The sequence below is a fragment of the Kouleothrix sp. genome (assembly GCF_046328425.1).
In the GTDB taxonomy this organism is placed as follows: domain Bacteria; phylum Chloroflexota; class Chloroflexia; order Chloroflexales; family Roseiflexaceae; genus Kouleothrix.
In genome coordinates, this window is sequence record NZ_JAXLWP010000010.1 from 144,841 (window position 1) to 164,316 (window position 19,476).

Annotated in this window: 18 protein-coding genes; 3 read left to right on the top strand and 15 right to left on the bottom strand. The window is 68.2% G+C overall.

From position 1 onward, the window contains the following. Positions 1-6 precede the first annotated feature (6 nt). Both U0177_RS11185 and U0177_RS11190 read right to left on the bottom strand, forming a co-directional pair. Entirely contained in the window at positions 7-621 is a 615-nt protein-coding gene (locus U0177_RS11185) for a GyrI-like domain-containing protein (protein WP_409570709.1), read from the bottom strand. A 30-nt stretch (positions 622-651) separates the two neighbouring features. Then, positions 652-1,728 (bottom strand): methyltransferase domain-containing protein, encoded by a 1,077-nt coding sequence (locus tag U0177_RS11190; RefSeq protein ID WP_409570710.1) that lies wholly within the window; start codon positions 1,726-1,728, stop codon positions 652-654. A 261-nt stretch (positions 1,729-1,989) separates the two neighbouring features. On the opposite strand from U0177_RS11190, the gene U0177_RS11195 reads away from it, so the two are divergent. Together U0177_RS11195 and U0177_RS11200 are read left to right on the top strand one after the other, a co-directional pair. Then, positions 1,990-2,766: an HAD-IIA family hydrolase gene (locus tag U0177_RS11195; RefSeq protein ID WP_409570711.1), complete on the top strand. Its 777-nt coding sequence runs from the start codon at positions 1,990-1,992 to the stop codon at positions 2,764-2,766. 108 nt (positions 2,767-2,874) lie between these two features. Beyond that, on the top strand, positions 2,875-4,989 hold the full coding sequence (locus U0177_RS11200; RefSeq protein WP_409570712.1) for a glycosyltransferase family 39 protein: 2,115 nt from the start codon (positions 2,875-2,877) through the stop codon (positions 4,987-4,989). Between the two features lie 82 nt (positions 4,990-5,071). Here the strand turns inward: U0177_RS11200 and U0177_RS11205 are convergent, their stop codons facing one another. The 9 genes from U0177_RS11205 to bchF form a co-directional block, all read right to left on the bottom strand. After that, on the bottom strand, positions 5,072-5,629 hold the full coding sequence (locus U0177_RS11205) for a pyridoxamine 5'-phosphate oxidase family protein (RefSeq protein ID WP_409570713.1): 558 nt from the start codon (positions 5,627-5,629) through the stop codon (positions 5,072-5,074). A 208-nt stretch (positions 5,630-5,837) separates the two neighbouring features. Beyond that, on the bottom strand, positions 5,838-7,355 hold the full coding sequence (bchZ, locus tag U0177_RS11210) for a chlorophyllide a reductase subunit Z (RefSeq protein ID WP_409570714.1): 1,518 nt from the start codon (positions 7,353-7,355) through the stop codon (positions 5,838-5,840). Between the two features lie 93 nt (positions 7,356-7,448). Beyond that, entirely contained in the window at positions 7,449-8,717 is a 1,269-nt protein-coding gene (gene bchY, locus U0177_RS11215) for a chlorophyllide a reductase subunit Y (protein ID WP_409570715.1), read from the bottom strand. A gap of 149 nt (positions 8,718-8,866) precedes the next feature. After that, positions 8,867-9,676, bottom strand: coding sequence for a lamin tail domain-containing protein (locus tag U0177_RS11220; RefSeq protein WP_409570716.1), 810 nt, complete (start codon positions 9,674-9,676; stop codon positions 8,867-8,869). A gap of 176 nt (positions 9,677-9,852) precedes the next feature. Beyond that, positions 9,853-10,011 (bottom strand): hypothetical protein, encoded by a 159-nt coding sequence (locus U0177_RS11225; protein ID WP_409570717.1) that lies wholly within the window; start codon positions 10,009-10,011, stop codon positions 9,853-9,855. An 86-nt stretch (positions 10,012-10,097) separates the two neighbouring features. After that, the gene (locus U0177_RS11230) at positions 10,098-10,841 is read right to left on the bottom strand and encodes a DUF169 domain-containing protein (protein ID WP_409570718.1); all 744 of its coding nucleotides are present in this window, start codon (positions 10,839-10,841) and stop codon (positions 10,098-10,100) included. A 54-nt stretch (positions 10,842-10,895) separates the two neighbouring features. Further along, on the bottom strand, positions 10,896-12,062 hold the full coding sequence (locus U0177_RS11235) for a chlorophyllide a reductase iron protein subunit X (protein WP_409570719.1): 1,167 nt from the start codon (positions 12,060-12,062) through the stop codon (positions 10,896-10,898). Between the two features lie 84 nt (positions 12,063-12,146). Then, positions 12,147-13,103, bottom strand: coding sequence for a zinc-binding dehydrogenase (locus U0177_RS11240; protein ID WP_409570720.1), 957 nt, complete (start codon positions 13,101-13,103; stop codon positions 12,147-12,149). Positions 13,104-13,111: 8 nt separating this feature from the next. Beyond that, a complete protein-coding gene (bchF, locus tag U0177_RS11245) occupies positions 13,112-13,630 on the bottom strand; it encodes a 2-vinyl bacteriochlorophyllide hydratase (RefSeq protein ID WP_409570721.1) in 519 nt (172 codons plus the stop codon). Between the two features lie 225 nt (positions 13,631-13,855). On the opposite strand from bchF, the gene U0177_RS11250 reads away from it, so the two are divergent. Continuing rightward, complete coding sequence (locus U0177_RS11250) at positions 13,856-14,689, top strand: universal stress protein (protein ID WP_409570722.1); 834 nt, start codon at positions 13,856-13,858, stop codon at positions 14,687-14,689. A gap of 108 nt (positions 14,690-14,797) precedes the next feature. On the opposite strand, the gene U0177_RS11255 is transcribed toward U0177_RS11250, so the two are convergent. From U0177_RS11255 to U0177_RS11270, 4 genes are all read right to left on the bottom strand, one after another. Continuing rightward, positions 14,798-15,646 carry an alpha/beta fold hydrolase gene (locus tag U0177_RS11255; protein WP_409570723.1) on the bottom strand — a complete coding sequence of 283 codons (849 nt, stop codon included), beginning with the start codon at positions 15,644-15,646 and terminating at the stop codon, positions 14,798-14,800. Next, entirely contained in the window at positions 15,646-16,125 is a 480-nt protein-coding gene (locus tag U0177_RS11260) for a hypothetical protein (protein WP_409570724.1), read from the bottom strand. Before U0177_RS11260 ends, U0177_RS11255 begins: the two co-directional genes overlap by 1 nt. Positions 16,126-16,280: 155 nt before the next feature. Next, entirely contained in the window at positions 16,281-18,017 is a 1,737-nt protein-coding gene (puhE, locus tag U0177_RS11265) for a putative photosynthetic complex assembly protein PuhE (protein WP_409570725.1), read from the bottom strand. A gap of 149 nt (positions 18,018-18,166) precedes the next feature. Beyond that, positions 18,167-19,402: a geranylgeranyl diphosphate reductase gene (locus tag U0177_RS11270; protein WP_409570726.1), complete on the bottom strand. Its 1,236-nt coding sequence runs from the start codon at positions 19,400-19,402 to the stop codon at positions 18,167-18,169. Positions 19,403-19,476: the final 74 nt, after the last annotated feature.

The window sequence follows — 19,476 nt, forward strand, 5'->3', positions numbered from 1 at the left end:
TTGGCGCTAGGCCGGCGCGATTGGCTGGCGAATGATCGTGCGCAGCTTCTCGGGCGCGGTGCGGCTCGGGTCGCCCAAGTAGATCTCGTGGTGCTTGCCGACCAGCCGGTAGCCCTGCGCGCCGATGAACTCGTGCAGCCGGGCGATCGTCGGCGGCTCGGCGGCGTACGGCCCAACGTGCATGATCTGCGCGGCCAGGCCCTCGTGGAGGCGCGCCAGCCGCACCTGGCGCGCCGCCGGCAGGCCCTTCTTGCGCGCGACATCCTCGGCCAGCGCGGCCAGCAGCTCGGGCGGCGGCGCCACCGGCTGGCAGATCATCATGCACCAGCGCCAGTTGCTGCGGTCGTCGTAGCTAAACGCCGCGACGTCTTCCGTCCACCACTGGCCCTCCAGCGGAGCCACGGCGTAATCGGCGGCGGGGTCGCGCTTCTTGAGCGCGAACTTCAGGCCGTAGGCCAGCCCATACAGCGCCGACACCGCGTCCTGGTACGCCTGGGCGCTGCGCGGGTCGCCCGCGCCGTCGATCATCAGGAACTCCAGCTCGGGCACTTCGACTATCACCGGCGCCTGCTCGGGCGCGCTATACAGCTGCTTGAGCTGCTTTTTGATATCGAGTGGCATGGAACCTCCTGTGCTGCTATAGGCTGTATGCTAGCTCGCAAGCCGCTCGAGCAGTACGATGCGTGGGGCCATGCCGCCGCTGCGGACGCGCAGCACCTCGCGCACGCCCCACTGCGCGGCGAAGCGCGCCGCCACCTGCTCGAGCAGGCGCACCTCGTGCGTCAGCAGCGCCATGCGCGCGCCGGGGCGCGCTACCCGCGCCGCCTCGGCCACCAGCCGCGGGTAAAGCTCCTGGTTCTCGCGGTGCGAGCCGACCAGCTGGCCGAATGGCAGGTCGGCGGCGATGATGTCGACGCTGGCGTCGGCCATGGGCAGCGCGCCTGCGTCCCACGGCTCGAGCCGCGCGGCGCGCGCCAGGCCCGCGGCGGCAAGGTTGCGGCGCGCGCACTCGATCGCCGCCGGGTCGGTGTCGCAGCCGATCGCCTGCTTGGTTTGACATAATAGAAGCAGCTCGATCAGGATCGTCCCCGAGCCGCAGGCGATATTCAGCGCGCTCTCGTGGCGCGCCGGCTCGAGCAGCACGGCCATCGCGTGGGCCAGGGTCGCGTTCAGCGAGCCGGGCAGGTTGCAGACACGCCAGGCGCGCGTGGCCAGCGGGCGCGGCGTGAGGCGCACCAGCAGCTCCCAGCCTGCCTCGGCGCGCCGCAGCCGCAGCAGCAGATCGCCCTCGGCCTCGGCCACCGCCAGCCCGCACCGGTCGGCCAGCTGCTGCTTGAATCGCGTCAGCACCGCCGAGTTTTCGCCGGCCGCGCTCAGGCGCAGCGTGGCGTAGGCGCCGGGCGCAAGGCCGAGCGCCAGATCGGCGGCGTGCGCGACCATGCCGAACTGCTGGTTGCCGAGCAGCGCCTTCGGCCGCGGGATGTCGAATTCGAGCACCAGGTACACCGCCACCACGCTGCGCAGCACCAGTAGCTCGCGCGGCTCGCCCACAAAGCCGAAGCGCAGCGCGCCGGGCCGGTCGGCGCCGAAGCGCACGCGATTGCCAAAGCGCGCGCTCAGCTCGTCGCGGGCGAAATCCTCAAGCCCTTCGAGCACGTCGGCCTCGCACTCGTGGCGGGGTGCGGCCGGGCGCTCGGGGCGGCGGTATGGCGGCGTGCGGTGTGGCACGGCGGTTCCTTTGTGTGGCTGGCTGCGTCGCCGACTATTGTAGCACGCGCGCGGGCGCCTGCGATCCGGCAAAAGCAGGCCGGTGCGTGCCGTACGCCGGTGGTGCATGCCTCAGGCGCGCCCGACACTTGTTCGGTTGGGCGAGGCATGATAGGATCATTTTACCGTTGGCACAGCCCGCATTGCCGCAGGGGTTTTACGGCGAACCTGCAACGTTCACCGCATCTGGGTGCGGGCCGAAGCGCCCGCCGAGGAGCACACATGCATTACGAGGCCTACATCTTCGATCTGGACGGCACGATCTACTTAGGCGACCAGCTGCTGCCCGGCGCGGCCGAGACAATCGCGGCGCTGCGCGCGGCCGGACGGCGCACAATCTTTCTTTCGAACAACCCGACCAAGACGCGCGAGCAGTACGCCAAAAAGCTCAGCGGCATGGGCATCGCCACGCCGATCGACGACATCGTCAACTCGTCGTTTGTGATGGTGCAGTGGCTGCTGCGCGAGGCGCCCGGCGCAACGCTGTTTGTGGTTGGCGAGGAGCCGCTGAAGCACGATCTGGCGGCTGCGGGTTTCGCCTTCAGCGAGCAGGCCGGCGCGATCGACATTGTGATCGCGTCGTTCGACCGCACGTTTGTGTACCATAAGCTCCAGGTGGCCTTTGACGCGATCCGCAAAGGCGCGCGGCTGGTAGCCACCAACGGCGACCGCTACTGCCCGACGCCGGCCGGCGGCGAGCCCGACGCCGCCGCGGTGATCGCCGCAATCGAGGCGTGCACCGGCGCGCGCTGCGACCCGATCGTCGGCAAGCCGTCGCCGATCATGGTCGCGCTGATCATGGATCTGCTGAAGCTGCCGCCCGAGCGCTGCATCATGGTTGGCGACCGGCTCGAGACCGACATGCGCATGGGCATCGCGGCGGGCATGGATACCTGCCTGGTGCTCACCGGCGACGCCGACCGCGCCGCGCTGGCGGCCTCGGGCCTCAACCCGACGCTGGTGCTCGAGCGGATCGACGGGCTGCTGGAGCAGCGCTAGGCGACATAGGCGCGCACGGTTTGCGTCGCTGGGCGGCTACGCGGGTTTCGCATATATGCTTGGCACAACGTCATTCTCGGCCGATGAGCAGCATGAAGCGAGGAAGTGATGGAAGACCAGCTTTCCGATGGCGCCTCTAAACAGGCCGAATTCGGACTGGCGTTTGAAACCGCTGTGGCGCAATCGCCGGCCGACAGCCGCCCTGCCGGCCGCGCGCCTGCTTCACCCTGGCGCATGCCGCGCGAGCAGGTGCTGTTTTTCGGGCTCGCGCTTGGCGCGGCGGCGCTGGTGCTGCTGCTCCGGCTGGTGCTGCTCGGCTCGATCCAGAACGACCCCTATGGCGATATCGAGATCGTGTATACCTATGCGACATCGATACAAGCCGGCGAGTGGCCGTTTCACTTTGTGCTGAGCGCAGGCCCGCTGTACAACTACACGATCGCGCCGATCGTCGCGATTACCGGCCTGAGCTACTACGGCCTGAAACTGGCGGCGGTGATTGTGAGCCTGGGCGTGCTGGCGGCAACCTACGCGCTGGGCCGGCAGCTGATCGACGACTATTTCGCGCTGCTGGCGACGGTTGTGGCCGGCGTGTCGTGCTGGCTGCTGATCTGGAGCCGGCTGGGCAACTCGCAAATTATTGTGCCGCTGCTCACTACGGCCGCGCTGTGGCTGGCGGCGCGCGTGGCCCAGCACGGCCGTACGGCCGATGTCGTGGCGTGCGCCGTGGTGTCGGCGCTGGGGCTGTACGCCTACCCGCAAAGCTTTGTGCTGCCGGGCGTGGTGCTGATCACGCTGCTGGGCCTGCGCTGGGCCGGCTGGCCGATCGCTTGGGCGCGGCTCGGGCTGTTTGCGCTGGTGGCGGCGGCATGCGCGCTGCCGTTTGGCCTGCTCGTGCTGCGCGACCCGTATAACTTCATCGGCGGCTATATCGGCGGCAAGATCGCCGCGCCCGCAAACCCGCTGGCGGCGCTGCTGCACAACCTCGCCAGCGCGGCGTTGGCGTTCCACGTGCGCGGCGACAGCTCGTTTCGCAGCCACCCGAGCAAAGTTCCGCACCTCGACGTGGTCAGCGGCGTGCTGTTGCTCGGGGGCGTGCTGTTCTGGCTGCGGCGCGAGCGCCGGCGCTGGGCGGCGCTGCTGCTGGTGCCATTTGTGCTGCTCCAGCTGCCGTCGGCGTTGGTGCTGGCCTTTCCTGAAGAGGTGCCTTCGGCCTCGCGCACGCTTGGCGCGGCGCCGATCGCGTATGTGCTGGTGGCCAGCGGATTGTGGTGGCTGGCGCGCGCGGCTGGCGCGCGCGGCTGGCGGTGGCTTGGGCTGGCGGCAGGCGCGGTTTTACTCGCCGCGATCGTTGGGCTGAACGCCGAGCGCTACTTCAACCAGTATATTCGTGGGCTGCCGTATAGCGATACATCGATCAACGCCGAGATCGCCCAGTATGTCGGCCTCTTGCCGGCCGAAACCAATGTGTATATCGTGGGCTGCTGCTGGGAGTCGAACATGCCTGTGACGCGATACGCGCAGATCGCGCTCGATCGGCCGCGCGATATTCAGGAGCTTGAGCCGCGCGCGCTGACGTGCGACCAGCTGCGGTTTATGCGGCAGCCGACGGTGCTGATCTGGAGCTTTCACGACGCGAGCCCCGCGCCGCAGATGGCGGCCTGCGCGCAGTGGCTGCCGGCGCAGCTGTTCGCCGACCCGCGCGGCCAGCCGCTGTTCCACGCCGCGCCCGTGCGGGTGGATCAGGCGAACCAGAGCCTGCCCGATCTGCCGCCGCCACCGGTCGATCGCGCTGGCGAGCAGCTGGAGTACACGACCGTCGAGGTCGGCGGGCAGCCGATCGGCGTGCGCTTTTCGCCGCTGGATATCGGCACGCCTGCCGATATATTCGATGGCAGCCGCGACACGCTGGCTCGTGGCCGCGACGCCAACCCGCTGGTGATCGAGCTGCGCTTCAGCGAGCCGCGCACGCTGCGCTCGATCGGCCTCGACCTTGGCACCATGTCGCGAGTTCAGGTGAAGCTGGAGGCGACCATGGCCGACGGGAGTGTCGCTCGGGCCGAGCGCGAGTACCAGAATTTGCCGAGCGACCCGCATATCGACCTGGCGCTGGCCAGCGATGCCACGCGGGTGCTGCTGGCGCGCGTCGAGATCACCGACATGCACGAGCGGCCCGCCGACGGGTTTCACATACACGTGCGCGAGCTGAAGCTTCAGCCATAATACCAGCCTCGTGCGCTCGCTTCTGCTTTCAGCCGCAGCGCCGGGCGAAGCCGGGTAGCGCAGCTGAAGATGCGCCGTCTGCTCACTCTTCGGCGCATCCCAGCGCGCTGGGCAGGCCGTCGATGCTGCGCGTGTTGTTCTCGGCGCGGTAGGCCGTGAGCTCGTCGGCATCTTTGGCGTTGGCCCAGTCGAGCAAGGTTGGGCGCTGGCCGGCGTAGTCGTAGCGCGGCACGGCAAAGCCGCACGACGTCTGCACGCGGCTGATATCGGCCACGATGATCTGGCGTACGCCGGGGTACTCGCCGAACAGCGCGCGGAGCGTGGCCCACTCGGGTGCGGCGGGCAGCACAGTGCGGCCGCGGCCATACAGCCGCAGAATCCGCGGCGGCCCGGCGAAGGCGCAGAACATGAGCGTGATCCTGCCGTTTTCGAGCAGGTGCGCCGAGGTTTCATTGCCGCTGCCGGTCAGGTCGAGGTAGGCTACGCGCTGGGGCGAAAGGATCCGCAGGCAGTCGAGCCCTTTGGGCGACAGGTTCACATGGCCGCTGGCGTCGAGCGGGGCGCTGGCGACGAAGAACATCTGCTGTTTCTCGATGAACGTGCGCAGCTCGGGGATGATCGAGGGGTAAAGCTTGGCCATGGGCTTGCTCCTGTGCTTATGGCGGGATCGCTTTTGCATTATACAACGTTCACGGCGGTGTTTTTTACCAGGCATGCGCAGCTTCGCCCGCGCATCTTTTGCTGATATGGCCCGGCAAAAACGCCGCGCGCCACGCCAGAAAAAGCCGCGGGGCGGCAATGCCGCCCCGCGCCGCGATACGCATTTCGCCGAACTATAGGGCCAGGCGTTAGCTTCGCTGTGCCAGCGCGCTCTCGACTAGGTCGGGGGTGATTTCGGCCAGGCCGCGCTGGCGGGCGGCGGCCTCGACCTGCATCTGCAGCTGGCGGCTGGCCGAGATGCGCGGAATAAACGGCAGCTGCTCGAGCGCGGCGTCGAGCAGCGCCTTGGCCTCGGGCTGCCACGGCAGGTTGCCGGCGCCGCCAGCCGCCGCCGCCACCGGCGCGGCGGTGCCCTTGGCGTAGGCCGAGTCGACCGGCAGGAAGTTGAACAGCGCGTCGTACAGCCGGTTGACGATCTCCTGGATCACGTACACCGCGCCGCGATAGCCCACGAACGGCGTGCCGACCGCGCGCCGCACGACCGGCCCGGGAAACGCCGAGGGGATGAAGCTGGTGTACTTCGCGCCGGCCTCGCTCAGGTAGATCCGCTCGTTGATCGAGCCGAACACAAACGCCGGCGCCTTTTTGTGCAGCTGCTGCCGCAGCGCCTCGTTGTCGGGCTCGTCGGGCAGGCGCGGCCGCCCCGAGAGAAAGGCGATCGGCATGCCCAGCTCGTCGCCCAGGAAGCGCCGCAGCCCATCGGCGTGCGCGCGGCTGGCCACGATCCCCACGTCGGTGGTGCCGAACCAGTCGCCCTGCGGGCCGCGCCACAGATCCCACACCGCCCGCAGCGTGGTTGCCTTCTCGTGCTTGATGAACGCCTCGGCCTGCTCGGCAGTACCCAGCAGCCGCCCCAGCTCGCGCACGAACGCGGTGGTATCGCGCATGCCGAACGGCGCGGCGAGCGTCGGCTGGCCGAGGTCGGCCGCCAGGCCCAGCCCGAACTCTTTGTACAGCACCACATTCAGCTGCGCCTCGGCCAGCCGCGGCGTGTCGGCTAGCGTGGCCTCGAACGGGTACACCAAGTTGATCGTGCCGCCCGCGCCGGCGATCAGCCGCTTGAGCTCATCCAGGTCGGACGGCGAGTTGAAGCAGCCGTAGGTCGGGCCGATGATATTGACCGATTTTGCGGCAGGTTGCCCCGGCCTTGCAGCATCGCCGGCCGGCGTATGATCAGCCGCGCCGGCCTGCGGCGCGCCATAGTTCGCCCACAGCCAGCGCAGCACGCGGTCGCGGCCGGCCCACTCGTCTTCCGAGAGCGAGTTGCTGTAGTAGAACAGCGTGCCAGGCTGGAGCTGCTTCACCAGGTCGGTGAGATCCGAGCCGATCATCTCGCTCTCGGCGGTCGAGACCACAATCAGCTGCTTGCCGGCCAGCGCGCCGGTGTCGCGCAGCTGCTCGTAGGTGCGCTTCACCGCAGGCCCGGTGCCCTGGCCGCCGACCTCCTGCTCGGTCATCACCGAGGGCGTAATATTCTCGATGTGCGGGATGGCATCGGTGTAGTCGGGCACGGCGGTGGCCACCAGGTTGAAGCAGCCGATCGGCGCGTCGCAGATCACGTGCACATCGGGCAGGCAGCACATCGTCCACACCGCTGCCCAGTAGCCGCTGGTGTCGGAAAGATCGCGAATAAGTGTGGGGGGCATGATCATCCTCGGAGTCGGCAGCCGGCAGCTCACCACGCAGAGCTATTGTCACACAATGATGCCGCCGGCTGCGTACTGCATACTGCGGGCCGGCTACTCGGCGAAAAATTCCTGCATCTCGCGATACTTCGCGCTGCGGTCGAGTGTGTCGCGGATCAGGCCGAGCGTCGCGGCCATGCCGGTGCTGAGAAAGAACGGCCGCGAGGCGAGCTGGTTGGTGAAGTACAGGCCGGGGATGCCGCGGTCCTTGGCGGCGCTCGAAAACGGCGTGGTGCCGAGCACCAGGTCGGGCGCGTAGCGGTCGAGCGCGCTCATATCCTCTTCGAGCGCCTTGCGGTACACCACCTCTTTGGTGCCGCGCGCCTTGAGCCACAGCTCATCGGGCAGCACCAGCGGGTCAGGCGCAATCGAAGTCGAGACATACGGCACCTCGGCGCCGGCCTCGACCAGCAGGCGCGCGTAGGCCAGCTCGGTTCCTTCGTAGCCTGTCACGAACACACGGCCGCTGAGTGGGCGCGCCGCTACCATCGCCTGGGCGCGCTCGCGCTCCTCTTCGGCGGCCTGCTGCACCAGCGCCGGGTCGAGATCGAGCATCGCGCCGATCGTTTTGATCCAGGCGTACGAGCCGCTGATGCCAACCGGCGCGCCGCCGACCACCGGCACATTCCAGCTGCGGAACACCTGGGTGGTCTCTTTGTAGAACGGGTGCAGCGGCGCCAGCGCGCCGGCGCGCCCGGCGCGGCGCAGGTCGTCGATCGAGCGGCCAGGCAGCGTGATCGTCTGCTCGACGCCCATGCGCCGCAGCACCCCGTCGATCACCAGCGGGTCGGCGGGGAACACCTCGCCGAGCAGCACCACCGTGCGCGGCTCCTTTGGCCCGTCTTGGTCGCCCAGGCGGCGCAGCAGCGCGGCCATAGCCACGTCTTTGGCCTCGGGGTGTGAGTGGATGGCGTAGGCCGGCACGCGCACCAGCACCACCTCGGCCTCGCCGGCCTGGCGGGGCAGCAGCTCCTCGGGCATGCCGGCGGTTTCGGCTACGCACAGCGAGATCACCGGGATGAGCCGGCAGCCCGGCTCGCGCGCGGCGGCTTCGATCGCCGCGCGGGTGCCCTCGACGATCTGTCCGCTCATCAGCTCGGCGGTGCCGAGCGTCGGCGCCAGGATCGACTTGCGCGCGCCGTAGAAGTGGGTAACAAAGGTGAGCCCGTAGAGGCAGCCGGTGTCGGTGGCCATCACCGGGTGCGAGCCTTCAATGCGCGTCAGGACGCGCAGCGATCCGAATGCCGGGCACATCGATTGGGGGTGTAGCTTGCAGGGCTGGCTGATCGGCTGGTCCGTCTGAAGCGCGATCGTCTCGGCCATGATCTCTCCTCGGTAGGGGCGGCGGGTGAAAGCGCGCTGGAGGCCGCGCGGTAGTGCGGGCGGCGAGGTAGGGAGAAGAGGAGACAAAGAGAAGCCGTCGCTTCTCTCTGTCTCCCGCTCTCGTGTCTTCCGGTGCGATGTAGCAGCGGCTATTTACCGTCGTAGGTGTAGCGATTCACCACGGCGCCGCTCGCGTCGAGCAGCACGCCGGTGTCGCCGGTGTTGTTCCAGATCGCGCTGCGATTGCCCCAGTACAGGTTGGCGGCGTCGTTCGCGCCGCTCTTGGTCCAGAGCAGCACCTCGCCGCCGGCCGGAAGCGTGAAGGCAGGGAAGGTGAACACATGCTTCTTGGCGCCGTCGTGCAGCGCCCAGCCAGTCAGGTCGATATCGGCGGGGCCGGTGTTCTGGATGCGCACATACTCACCCTCGACATCGCTGCCGGGCGGGTCGAACTCGATGTAGGCGATCCCCACCGCCGACGCGCCAGGGGCGCTGGCCGTGCCAGCCGGCGCGCCAATGCCCAGCGTGTTCTCGTCGGCGCGGCGGATGGGCCGCACTGCCTGCACATCGCCGATCTTGCCGATATCTTTCGGCAGATCGGCGGCCGGCTCGCCGCTGAAGGCCGGCTTGGTATCGGGCACGGCCGGCCTGGGCACTGCGTCGCTGGGCACGGCGACCTTGGTGTTGTAGTCGCCGGCCGAGATGGTGGTGGTGCCGCTGGGCGCGCCAAGCGAGCCGGCCGGCGTTTCGCCAACCGCGGGCGGCGCGGCGGCGCGCAGGCTTGCCGGCGCGCTCGCGGCCACGAACGGGTTGAAGCGCAGGTACGGCCGCGAGGCGTGCCGATCCGTCCAAACGAACAGCGCGACCAGGCCCAGCACGATCGCTGCGAGCGGAATGATGCAGATCAGGTAGCCCGTGATCGGCACCGGCCCGGTCGCCTGAAGCAGAATGACATTCATTCCCAGATCCTTTCAGTTCCCGCGATGGTCACCATGCCCTGCCGCAGCGCACAGTGCCGGCTGCCAGTCGCCGCCACACGAACCCGCTCGCGGCGCTCGTATGGCAGCAAGCGCCGCCGAGGTGCGAGACGCTAGGGCGCCTCGGCGGCGCCAGCTCTGGCGAGGCCGCCGCCCTGCTAGGCCGGGCGATCGGTTGTAGGCGGCTTGCGCCGCAGGTACGGCCGCGCAGCGTCGCGGTCGGTCCAGACAAAGAATACGATCAGCCCCAGTACAATCGCGGCGAGCGGGATAATACAGATCAGGTACCCCGAGATTGGTACTAGCCCGGCGTTCATGGCCATGCTCCTTTCGAGCTAAAAGTAAGAGAAAGAGGTTTGAGGCATCTCCATGGCTCCTATCTCTCCTTACCGCTCTGCTGGCTTCACGTCTCCTGGCCGCCCCGTGGCGCGTGCGAGGGCATGATCAGCTCGCGCATCTTCTCCGGGTCGATCCGGAAGTTCTCGATCAGCTCGACGATATAGTGGAAGTGCTCGCGCGGGATGGAGATAAACATCTCGCCCGCGCCGACGCGGTTGTGCATACGCCCGCCGCCGTCGCCGGTGGCGAACACGCTGTTGCGCGTGAGCCGCGGCGTGGCGAAGATCGAGGCGCACGCCGACGGGCCGATCTCGCCGATTGGGAAGGTGCCCTCGCGCACCGAGGCCGCCCCGGCGATCTGCATGGCGTGCATGGGGTCGGTGATGCAGATCAGCGCGTCTACCTCCACGCCGTCGGGCACGTCGTCGAGCGGGGCGGCCGCCAGCGCGGCGATCGCGCCCTGCGGCAGCGAGTTGCTCTGGGCCTTGTTGCGCCTGGCGCCCTCGGGCGTGAAGAAGCCCTGCGCCATGGTCAGGTACTCGCCCTCGGTGATCAGCGGCTGCGGGTTCGGCAGCCAGCCCAGGTGATACTGCCCGACCCAGCAGTCGTGGTGCTGGGCGTCGACGTACACCCGCCGCCCGGCCTCGGCCTCGCGCACGATCGCGCATGCCACGACATTGGCCGGCTCGTAGCCTGGCGGTGGCGCGTCGGCGCAGTACGAGATCGCCACCGGCCGGCGTTTCACTTTCATGCGCTCGACCAGCAGCGTGTTCAGGTGCTTCAAGTCGACGGCAGTTTCGGTGGTCATAGTTGCCCCTTTGGAACAGAGCAGCCGGCAGCGTGCGCCGGTCGCCGCTAGCCGCTAGCGATACGACGGCGCGTCGGCGTAGCGCAGGTCGATATACGTAAACTCCTGGCCTGAGCGGCGCAGCGCCGACAGAAACGCTACCTTGCTATCGAGATCTTCGTCGGCGCCGAGGCGCATCTCGAGCGCGCCCGAAGTGACCGTGATGCCGTCTTTGTCGCTGCGATCCATGTCGGTCACGTGCAGGCCGATCGACTCAATCATGCGCTGCACCTTCAGCAGCACCGGGTCGCTCAGCTGCACCTGCGGGATGATCGGCGTGAGCGTGAGCGTTGGGATGCCGCCGACTTTCTTGTTCTTGCCGAACAGCTCGTCGGCGCTGGCGGGCACGGGGCTGCCATCGGGCTCGGCCGCGCCGAACACGCGCAAAAACTCGTCGTACTCGAGCGGCGTGTAGCCGGTGCACGGGTCGATCTCGCGGCGCGCGATCCGCCCGGCCAGGTCGCCGAAGATCGCGTTGAACTGCGCATCCTCAAGCGCTAGCTTGCACGCGTCGGCCAGCTCGCGCACCTTGCGGCTCAGCGGCACGCGCGCCAGGATCGGCAGGCCCACCGCCTGGGCGTACAGATCGGCGGTGTCGCTGCCGTCGTCACGGTTTACCACCAGGCCCAGCACCTGCGTGCTGCCGCCCATCGAGCGGAAGTACTGCGCGGCTTTGGCGATGTTGTTGGCGGCATAGAGCGACTGGCGGTCGTGGCCGACCACAATGATCACGTGCTCGGCCAGCGAGCGCGCCAGCGGCGTGGCGAACCCGCCGCACACCACGTCGCCCAGGAAGTCCATGACGATGTAGTCGAGATCCCACTTGCTCATCCCCAGGCCCTCGAGGGTTTTGAACCCCGACGAGATGCCCTGGCCGCCGCAGCCGCGGCCCACCTCGGGGCCGCCAAGCTCGCAGCCGAAGATCGGCATGCTTGGGCGCAGCTCGTTGCGGAAGATCACATCGCCCACGGCCAGCTGGTCTTCTTTGCCGGCCTCTTTGAACAGCCGCCACTGCTCGCCCAGCGTCGGCAGCGAGTAGCCGCCGAAGATCGTATTGCACGAGTCGTGCTTGGGGTCGCAGCCAAGCTGCATCACCCGGAAGCCGTCGAACGTCAGCCGCGCGGTCAGGTTCGAGGTGAAGAAGCTCTTGCCCATGCCGCCCTTGCCATAGATTGCGAGCATCCGTGGCGCCATTTGTTCCCCCTGAGAACCAAGAGCCGAGCACTTCTCTAGTGTTCGCCTCTTGGTCTGAACGTTTCCAGGTTCTTACACGCTCCACTCGAGCACAAGCTTCAGGCACGCCGGGTCGTGCAGGGCGGTGTGATACGCCTCGGACACCTGGCTGATCGGCAGGTGGTGCGTGAGCAGCCCGCGCACGTCGAGCGAGCCGTCGGCGATCATATCGCGGCAGCGCACCAGGTCGCCCGGCGCCCACTCGCGCGCGGTCAGCAGCCGGGCCTGCTTTAAAAACAACGGCATATACGGCAGGCGCAGCTCGTCGTAGTAGCCCAGCAGCAGCACCGTGCCGCCCTCGGCCAGCAGCGGCAGCGCCTCGGCCAGTGCGGCCATGCTGCCGGTAGCCTCGACAATCGCGCCAACCGGGCCGCCGACCGCATCCTTCAGCGGCGCCTCGCCGGCCAGCGCGATCGCGTCGGCGCTCGAGCGCTCCAGCCGCCCGGCGTCGCGGTCGGCCACGGCCACCCATGCGCCCGCGCGCCGCAGCAGCCGCGCGGCGATCTGGCCCACTGGCCCCTGCCCCAGCACCAGCACGCGCGAGCTGTCGATGCCCGCGCCGCCCAGCAGGTCGACGCCGTGCAGCGCGGTGGCGGCCAGCGCCAGCAGCACGCCTTGCTGCGGCTCGACGCCGCCCAGCGGCACTACACGCTGGTGGTCGACGATCAGCACGGCGGACTGGCCGCCCCAGGCCGGGTTGACGCCAGCGAAGCAGCGCGCCCCGCCAATATACACCCACTGGCCCACCAGCCCTGGCGGCACTTCCGCGCCGACATGCGCCACGCGCCCGACCGTCTCGTAGCCGGGGACGATCGGAAAGCTGAGCATGGGGTGCGGTAGCCGCCCGGCCAGCAGCATGCGCTCGGTGCCGGCGCTGATCGAGGTGTAGAAGGTGCGCACCACCACGTCGCCCGGCCCAGGCTCGGTCAGCTGCACCTCGCGCATCTCGACGCGATTTGGCTCGGGGATTACGATTGCGTATGTGTTCATATGTTTCGTTAGTCGGAAGTCAGCAGGCCCTGGTTGCCAGGGGCTGCCGGATCCTGCCCGTGAGCTTCCGCGCCGCGCGCCATCTGGCGCCGCTGCCGCCCGGCCTGGATGCCCCGCCGCACAAACTGCGCGCAGTTGACGAGGTAGGTGCAGTACGCCAGCAGCATCAGCGTCATCACCGCGCGGTCGTTCCAGTGCAGCGCGCGCGCCAGGAAGTACAGGTTGTGCGTCAGCATCGCCACCGCGTTGCCCACATCCTCCCAGAAAAACTCGCGCGCCAGAAAGTAGTGCCCGAAGATCTCTTTCTCCCAGATCATGCCGGTGATCGTGATCAGCCAGAGCAGCGCGATCTTCACCAGCACGCTGGCATTGGCAACCGCGTAGCCCTGGCCGGTGGCGAGAAAGCGCACGACCAGCCCGAAGCTGGCCAGGAAGGCTACGAACTGCGTTGGCGCCAGAACCGCCTGCACGCGCGTCCAGAAGCTGCGATTGCGGCGTTCGAGCTGTTCGGCTGTGTACATCGACATTATATTTGCACCATTGCGAAATAGTTTACAATCTTTTGGCTCGATACACGCTGGGCGCCAAGCGAAAGCCGGCAAATCTGCGTGGAAAAACCCATCAAATCAAGCTATTCAGTTGAGCAACTGTGATGCGTAGATTATAATACGAAACACTCATCCTGCAAAGTTGTACAACGTTTGTACAAAAGCTCTACATTGAAATGGGCAATCGCCACGACTGGAGGAGGCATGACGCTGCTCGACGGATCGCTATTATTCCTGACGGCCGGCACAGCTAGCGAGCTGGCCGCGCTGCCCGGCATTGCCCGGCTCGCCGCCGCGACCAACAATCAGCTCGTGATTGTGCACCTGGTCGGCGGCGACGACGCCCGCGGCGACGACCGGCGGATCGCCGCGGCGGTGGCGGGGCTTGCGGCCGAGCCGCCGGTGGCCGTGCTGACGGTGCTGGCCGCCAATCTGCCCGCCGCGCTGGCGACGTTTCGGGCCACCAACAGCCGGCTGCTGGCGCTTGAGCCAAGCCGGCGCGGCGGCCTGCTGCGCGTGCTCCTCGGCAACACCGACGAGCAGCTGCTGCGCCTGCACGCCACCCCGCTGCTGGCGCTGCCGGCCAGCGGCGCGCTCGCGCCTATTCGCCGGCTGCTCTTTCCGCTTGATTTCGCTCCACGCTCGGATGCCGCGTTCGAAGCCACGCTCGATCTCTGCCGCGTGCTCGGCGCCGAGCTGTACCTGCTGCATGTATACGGCGAGGACGTGCTGCTTCCTGCCGAGCAAGACACAACCCAGCGCAGCGGCGCCAAAACCGTGCGCGACCTGCTGGCGATCGACCAGGAGCAGCTGCAGCGCTACCACGAGCGTGCCGCCGCGCGCGATCTGCCGGTGCGGGTTGCCACCGCCGAGGGGCGGGCGCACGTGGCGATCAACGCCTATGCCGCCGCCAACGCGATCGACCTGGTTGTGATGGCCACGCATGGCCCGCGCACCCTCGAAGATATTCTGCTCGGCACCAGCACTGCGCGCACCATCCGTGGTGCCGGCGTGCCGGTGCTGGCCATCCCAGCCTAGGTGCGGCTCAAGCCAGCGTTCCGGTGCATTGCCCCGAAGGCGTAGGGGCGCGATAGAACGCGCCCTGCAGCGCCGCGCCAAAACCCGAGGCTTGGGCCATGCCTTTGCTCAGCGCGTCGCGCCCGCTGCCACCGGCGCCGCCAGGAACTCGCGCACAACCGCAGCGTATTCGTCGGGATGCTCGAGCATCGGAAAGTGCCCGCACTGCTCGATCCAGTGCACGTGGCTGCCGGGGATGGCCGCGAGCGTATACGGCACATTGCGGGGTGGCATCACCTGATCCTGGCGCGCGGCCACCAGCAGCGTTGGCGCCTGTATTGCGCGCGCGGCCGCGTCGATCGCCTGGTCGGCGGCCGAGCGCGCGCTTGCCACCGCGGTGTCGTGGTCCATCTCGAGGTAATCGAGAAAGCCGGCCTTGAGCAGCGCCGCGTCGTTGGGGATGCGGTAGAAGAAGCGCGCGCCAAACTGCCGCGCCAGAAACGGGATCTCGGCCATCCAGCGCCCGCGCAGCCGCATGAGCGCGCCGGCCACGCTGGTGATCTGCTGAAAGAACGCGCGCTCGGCGTCGTTGCGAAACAGCGAGATCGCCGTCAGCACCAGCCGCTCGACCAGCTCGGGCCGGCGCGCCGCCAGCAGGATCGCCAGCCCGCCGCCCATCGAGTGGCCTACCAGCTGCACGCGCGTGTGACCCAGGTGCGCCAGCAGCGCCTCGATCGCCGCTACCTGCGCGGGCATATCGAAGGCGCGGCGCACCGGCAGCGAGCGCCCGACGCCGGGCAGATCCGGCACGATCAGGCTGAAGCGGTCGCGCAGCCGCTCGACCGTGCCGCGCCAGTAGCGCCCCGAGCCGCCCCATCCGTGGATCAGCAGCACCGGCGGCGCGCCGCTTGGGCTCGCGGCCGGGTAGCAGTCGGCCACCAGCGGCCCGTCCGGCAGCTGTAGCGTCACCGTGCGCATCAGCCTGCGCGCCGCCAGGGCGACCACGCCGCGAACAGCGGGCCGCTGAGCAGCCCGACCAGCAGGCTGCAGGCGAACAGGATCGGGAAGTGCTGGGTGAAATCGGGCCGCGCCAGCGCGTGCTGCCCGCTGGCAAAGGTGATCGTCGTCAGCGGGATGCGCGCCGTCAGCAGTGCCACCATCGCCAGGTACACCGTGGCGGGGGGGAACGCGCTCGCAAAGCCGATATGCAACGCGGCGCGCCAGTCGCCGCGCGCCAGCCGCACGCGGTAGGCCAGCCATAGCCCCAGCGCCACGCTGATGATCAGCACCCAGATGAACCCGAACAGAAACATCATCCAGGCGAAGCCCAGGTTCCTGCTGCTGAACGAAGCTCCGCCCAGGTAGCCAAGGCCGGCGCTCAGCGCCAGCGCCAGCGGCTGGGCCAGCCGCCAGCGAAACGCGGACGGCTCGGCGGAATGTCGGAACACAAGCTGCATAGTGTTGCTCTTCTCTACGCCACAGCGCCGATACGCTTCGAGCCTACCGGGCGTGCGAAGCCCTCGGCAGGGTGGTGCTCGGCCTTTTCTTGTGCGCGGTTTTCCCGCTTGCAGCCTGGAAAACCGCGCACGACGAATGATCAAACGTACCTTGGCTATACCGCCGGCGCCAGCCGGGCCAGGCCATCGCTGGCATCGAGCCGGCAGGCCGCCAGCGCCGCCTCAAGCTGCGCCGCGTCGACGCTCTGGCCGATCGCCATGACGCGCGGTGCCTCGCCATCGCGCGCGGCGAAGGCGGTGATGCTCGGCTGGCCGCCGGCAAGGTCGAAGTTTACCCAGCCGCGCCGCACCTGCGCGATGCCCTTCATGCGCAGTATCTCGCCGAACAGGCCGCCGGCGGCGCCGTACAGCATCTCGCGTAGCGCGCCCTCGTCGTACACGCCCACCAGCGCGCCACTCCACGACACCAGCCCAAGCTCGTGGTCGTGGTCGTGCGCATGCTCGTGCTCGTCTTCGTCGTGCAGGTCGCTCGCCAGCACCGTCTGCGCTTTGAGCGCGCTGGCGTCTTCGACCACGCCGAAGCGCGCCGGCACGATCCGCGCGGCCGGGTTCAGGGCGCGCAGCGTCTGCTCCACGGTCTGCAGCTCGGCCGGGGTTGCCAGGTCGGCCTTGTTGACGATCAGCACCGGCGCGATGTTCGCCTGGGCGCTGAAGTACTCGGGCATGCGCGCGTAGGCGCTCAGGAAGCCGCCCGCGTCGATCAGCGTGTAGACGCTCACGTCCTTCACGGCGTCGGCCAGGTCGGGCTTGCTCAGCACGCGCAGCAGCGTCGTCACCTCGGCCACGCCGCTCGGCTCAATGATCAGCCGCTGCGGGCTGAAGCGCGCCACCGTCTCGCGGATCTGGCGCCCTAGGTCGCTGCGCAGCGAGCAGCAGATGCAGCCGTTGGGCAGCTCGACGACGTCGGCGCCGCGGTTGTTCAGCAGCGATCCGTCGATGCCGACCGCGCCGAAGTCATTCACCAGCACCACCGTACGCACGTTCGGGTCGGCGTTGGCCAGCAGCCGGCGCACAAACGTGGTTTTGCCGGCGCCCAGGAAGCCCGCCACGACCTCGACGTGCGCCGGGCGCAGCGTGCCGCGCGATTTCAGGCCCCAATCCCAGATCTTGTTCGGGAACGGCAGCACCAGCAGCCAGTGCTCAAGGATCGCCAGCGCCATCAGGAAGGCCAGAAAGGTGAAGCCGATCGCCTGGAAAGCGCTCGCGCCGGCGGCAAACGCCCACTGAAACAGCAGCGCCGTGATGATGGTCGAGACGGTGACCGAGATCGGGAAGAACGCGTTCATGGGCTTCTTGGTGAGGAAGCTACGCAGGAACTGCAGGTGCTCGGGTAGGAACTCTTCGCTCAGGTTGCGCACGCCGAAGAACACATTCAGCTTGGCGCTCTGGTGCATCCACCACATGATCAGGAACGTCCACGCGCCGATCTGGTTCGCGCCGCCCCAGGTAAGCGCCAGCACCACCGTGGCCGCGGCGATCACCGCCAGCTCGTGGTACAGGCTCGTCTGGATGGCGTGGCCAAAGTGGCGCAGGCCGCTGCAGCCCTCGGGGCAGGGCGCGGTGCGCGGGCCAGTCACGTAGCCCATGTAGAAGCTCATCTCTTGCCAGCCCCAGGCCAGCGTCCCCCAGGTGAACGCCAGGTACGCCCCGGCGACACTGGTGTCGTCGCGTGTGGCCGCGAGGCCCCACAGCGCGGCGAACATCAGCAGCGTGCCGCCTAAGAAGCTCCACTTGAACGTGCGGCGCGGCAGCCCGTCCAGGTAGATAATCACGCCGGTGCTGAACCACCATACGAACAGTGCGAACAGGATCGGGAACAGGTGGAGTTGCATAATCGCCCTAATTTCTGCCTTCGCCAGAGCGGTACCGTGTAGTGTTTCCGTGCCGATGCTTTGGTTGCGCCGAAATATCAGCACAGCAGAGTTCAGTAAGTACCATGCTGCCGCAGGCCCATAATCACTCACCAAACGGCTTGCGCCAGCTAGGCATAGCCGCGCGCTGCGGGCTTGCCGGCCGCGCGTGCGCCCGGCCAGTAGTGCTTCACCTGAGACTTCAGGATGTCGCCGGTCATGCGCATTTGGGCCAGCCAGGGCACCGGCGTCATGTTCTTGTGCATGTACGACTCGAACGTCAGCTGCTGCACGTCGATGTTGCGGCACATGTCGGTGAACACTTCCATCTGGCGCTCGTTGCCGTAGCCCCACTTTTGCAGCCAGCGTAGGAAGCGATACATGGTGCCGTAGGTCTTCCACCAGGTTTTCTGGTAGCGCGCGAGCCGCTCGGCGCTAGGGTTGGCCAGGCTTGCGGCCAGCACTTCGGCGGCGAGCTTGGCGCTCTTCATGGCCCAGTAGATGCCTTCGCCCGAGGTTGCCACCACCAGGCCGGCCGCGTCGCCCACCAGCATAGCCCGGTCGAAGGCGATCTGCGGGCGCGGGTGCATCGGCAGCGCGTGGGCCTCTTGCAGGATGATCTCGCCGCCGGCCAGCTCGGGTGCGATCCGGCGCTTGAGGTTCTCGAGGTGCTGCTTGGCGGCTTTGGTGTGGCCGTGGCCGGCGCCGATGCCCACCGCCACATGATCCTTCTTGGGGAAGGCCCAGGCGTACAGGTCGGGGCTCACCTCGGCGCCAAGGTACAGGTCGGCGCAGTCTTCCCAGCGCGCCATCTTCTCGGCGGGCAGGCGGATGCGCTCCTGGATGGCCACGCAGCGCGGCACGTTTGGCAGGCCCAGCGCCTTGGCGGTGGGCGAGTACGCGCCGTCGGCGCCGATCACTGCGGCGGTGCGTAGCGTCTTGGTTGCGCCGCTAGCCTTTTCGCGGTAGGTCGTGGTCACGCCAGTGGCGTCGACCTTCAGATCGAGCAGCTGGCCCTCGATCAGCGCCGCGCCGCGCGCCACCGCCCGCTGTCGCAAAAACTGGTCGAACTCCTCGCGGCAGCACATGGCGATGTAGTTCTCGTCGCTGCGGCCGCTCGTGCCTACCACGTCGATCGCCACAGTGCGCTCGGAAGGCGAGTGCACCAGCGCACGGTGAACCTTGCGCGAGATCAGGTGCTGCGGGATGTCGAACTCCTTGAACGCCACTGGCGGCACGGCGCCGCCGCACGGCTTCACCCGCGCCAGGTCGCGCTCGAGCATCACCACCGGCACGCCTGCCTGCGCCAGTGTCTCGGCGGCGGTGGAGCCGCCCACCGACGCGCCAACCACGAGGACGTCGTCCATAGCCTGTTCCTCCAAGCATTCAGGGGTCAGGGGCCAGAGTGAAGCAGCGCAGCGCGTCCGAAGCCTGGCTTCTG

Excerpts from the sequence above, each read along its gene's own strand:
- U0177_RS11185 (WP_409570709.1), bottom strand. The coding sequence starts at position 621 with ATGCCACTCGATATCAAAAAGCAGCTCAAGCAGCTGTATAGCGCGCCC.
- U0177_RS11195 (WP_409570711.1), top strand. The coding sequence starts at position 1,990 with ATGCATTACGAGGCCTACATCTTCGATCTGGACGGCACGATCTACTTA.
- U0177_RS11200 (WP_409570712.1), top strand. The coding sequence starts at position 2,875 with ATGGAAGACCAGCTTTCCGATGGCGCCTCTAAACAGGCCGAATTCGGA.
- U0177_RS11205 (WP_409570713.1), bottom strand. The coding sequence starts at position 5,629 with ATGGCCAAGCTTTACCCCTCGATCATCCCCGAGCTGCGCACGTTCATC.
- bchZ (WP_409570714.1), bottom strand. The coding sequence starts at position 7,355 with ATGCCCCCCACACTTATTCGCGATCTTTCCGACACCAGCGGCTACTGG.
- bchY (WP_409570715.1), bottom strand. The coding sequence starts at position 8,717 with ATGGCCGAGACGATCGCGCTTCAGACGGACCAGCCGATCAGCCAGCCC.
- U0177_RS11220 (WP_409570716.1), bottom strand. The coding sequence starts at position 9,676 with ATGAATGTCATTCTGCTTCAGGCGACCGGGCCGGTGCCGATCACGGGC.
- U0177_RS11225 (WP_409570717.1), bottom strand. The coding sequence starts at position 10,011 with ATGAACGCCGGGCTAGTACCAATCTCGGGGTACCTGATCTGTATTATC.
- U0177_RS11230 (WP_409570718.1), bottom strand. The coding sequence starts at position 10,841 with ATGACCACCGAAACTGCCGTCGACTTGAAGCACCTGAACACGCTGCTG.
- U0177_RS11235 (WP_409570719.1), bottom strand. The coding sequence starts at position 12,062 with ATGCTCGCAATCTATGGCAAGGGCGGCATGGGCAAGAGCTTCTTCACC.
- U0177_RS11240 (WP_409570720.1), bottom strand. The coding sequence starts at position 13,103 with ATGAACACATACGCAATCGTAATCCCCGAGCCAAATCGCGTCGAGATG.
- bchF (WP_409570721.1), bottom strand. The coding sequence starts at position 13,630 with ATGTCGATGTACACAGCCGAACAGCTCGAACGCCGCAATCGCAGCTTC.
- U0177_RS11250 (WP_409570722.1), top strand. The coding sequence starts at position 13,856 with ATGACGCTGCTCGACGGATCGCTATTATTCCTGACGGCCGGCACAGCT.
- U0177_RS11255 (WP_409570723.1), bottom strand. The coding sequence starts at position 15,646 with ATGCGCACGGTGACGCTACAGCTGCCGGACGGGCCGCTGGTGGCCGAC.
- U0177_RS11260 (WP_409570724.1), bottom strand. The coding sequence starts at position 16,125 with ATGCAGCTTGTGTTCCGACATTCCGCCGAGCCGTCCGCGTTTCGCTGG.
- puhE (WP_409570725.1), bottom strand. The coding sequence starts at position 18,017 with ATGCAACTCCACCTGTTCCCGATCCTGTTCGCACTGTTCGTATGGTGG.
- U0177_RS11270 (WP_409570726.1), bottom strand. The coding sequence starts at position 19,402 with ATGGACGACGTCCTCGTGGTTGGCGCGTCGGTGGGCGGCTCCACCGCC.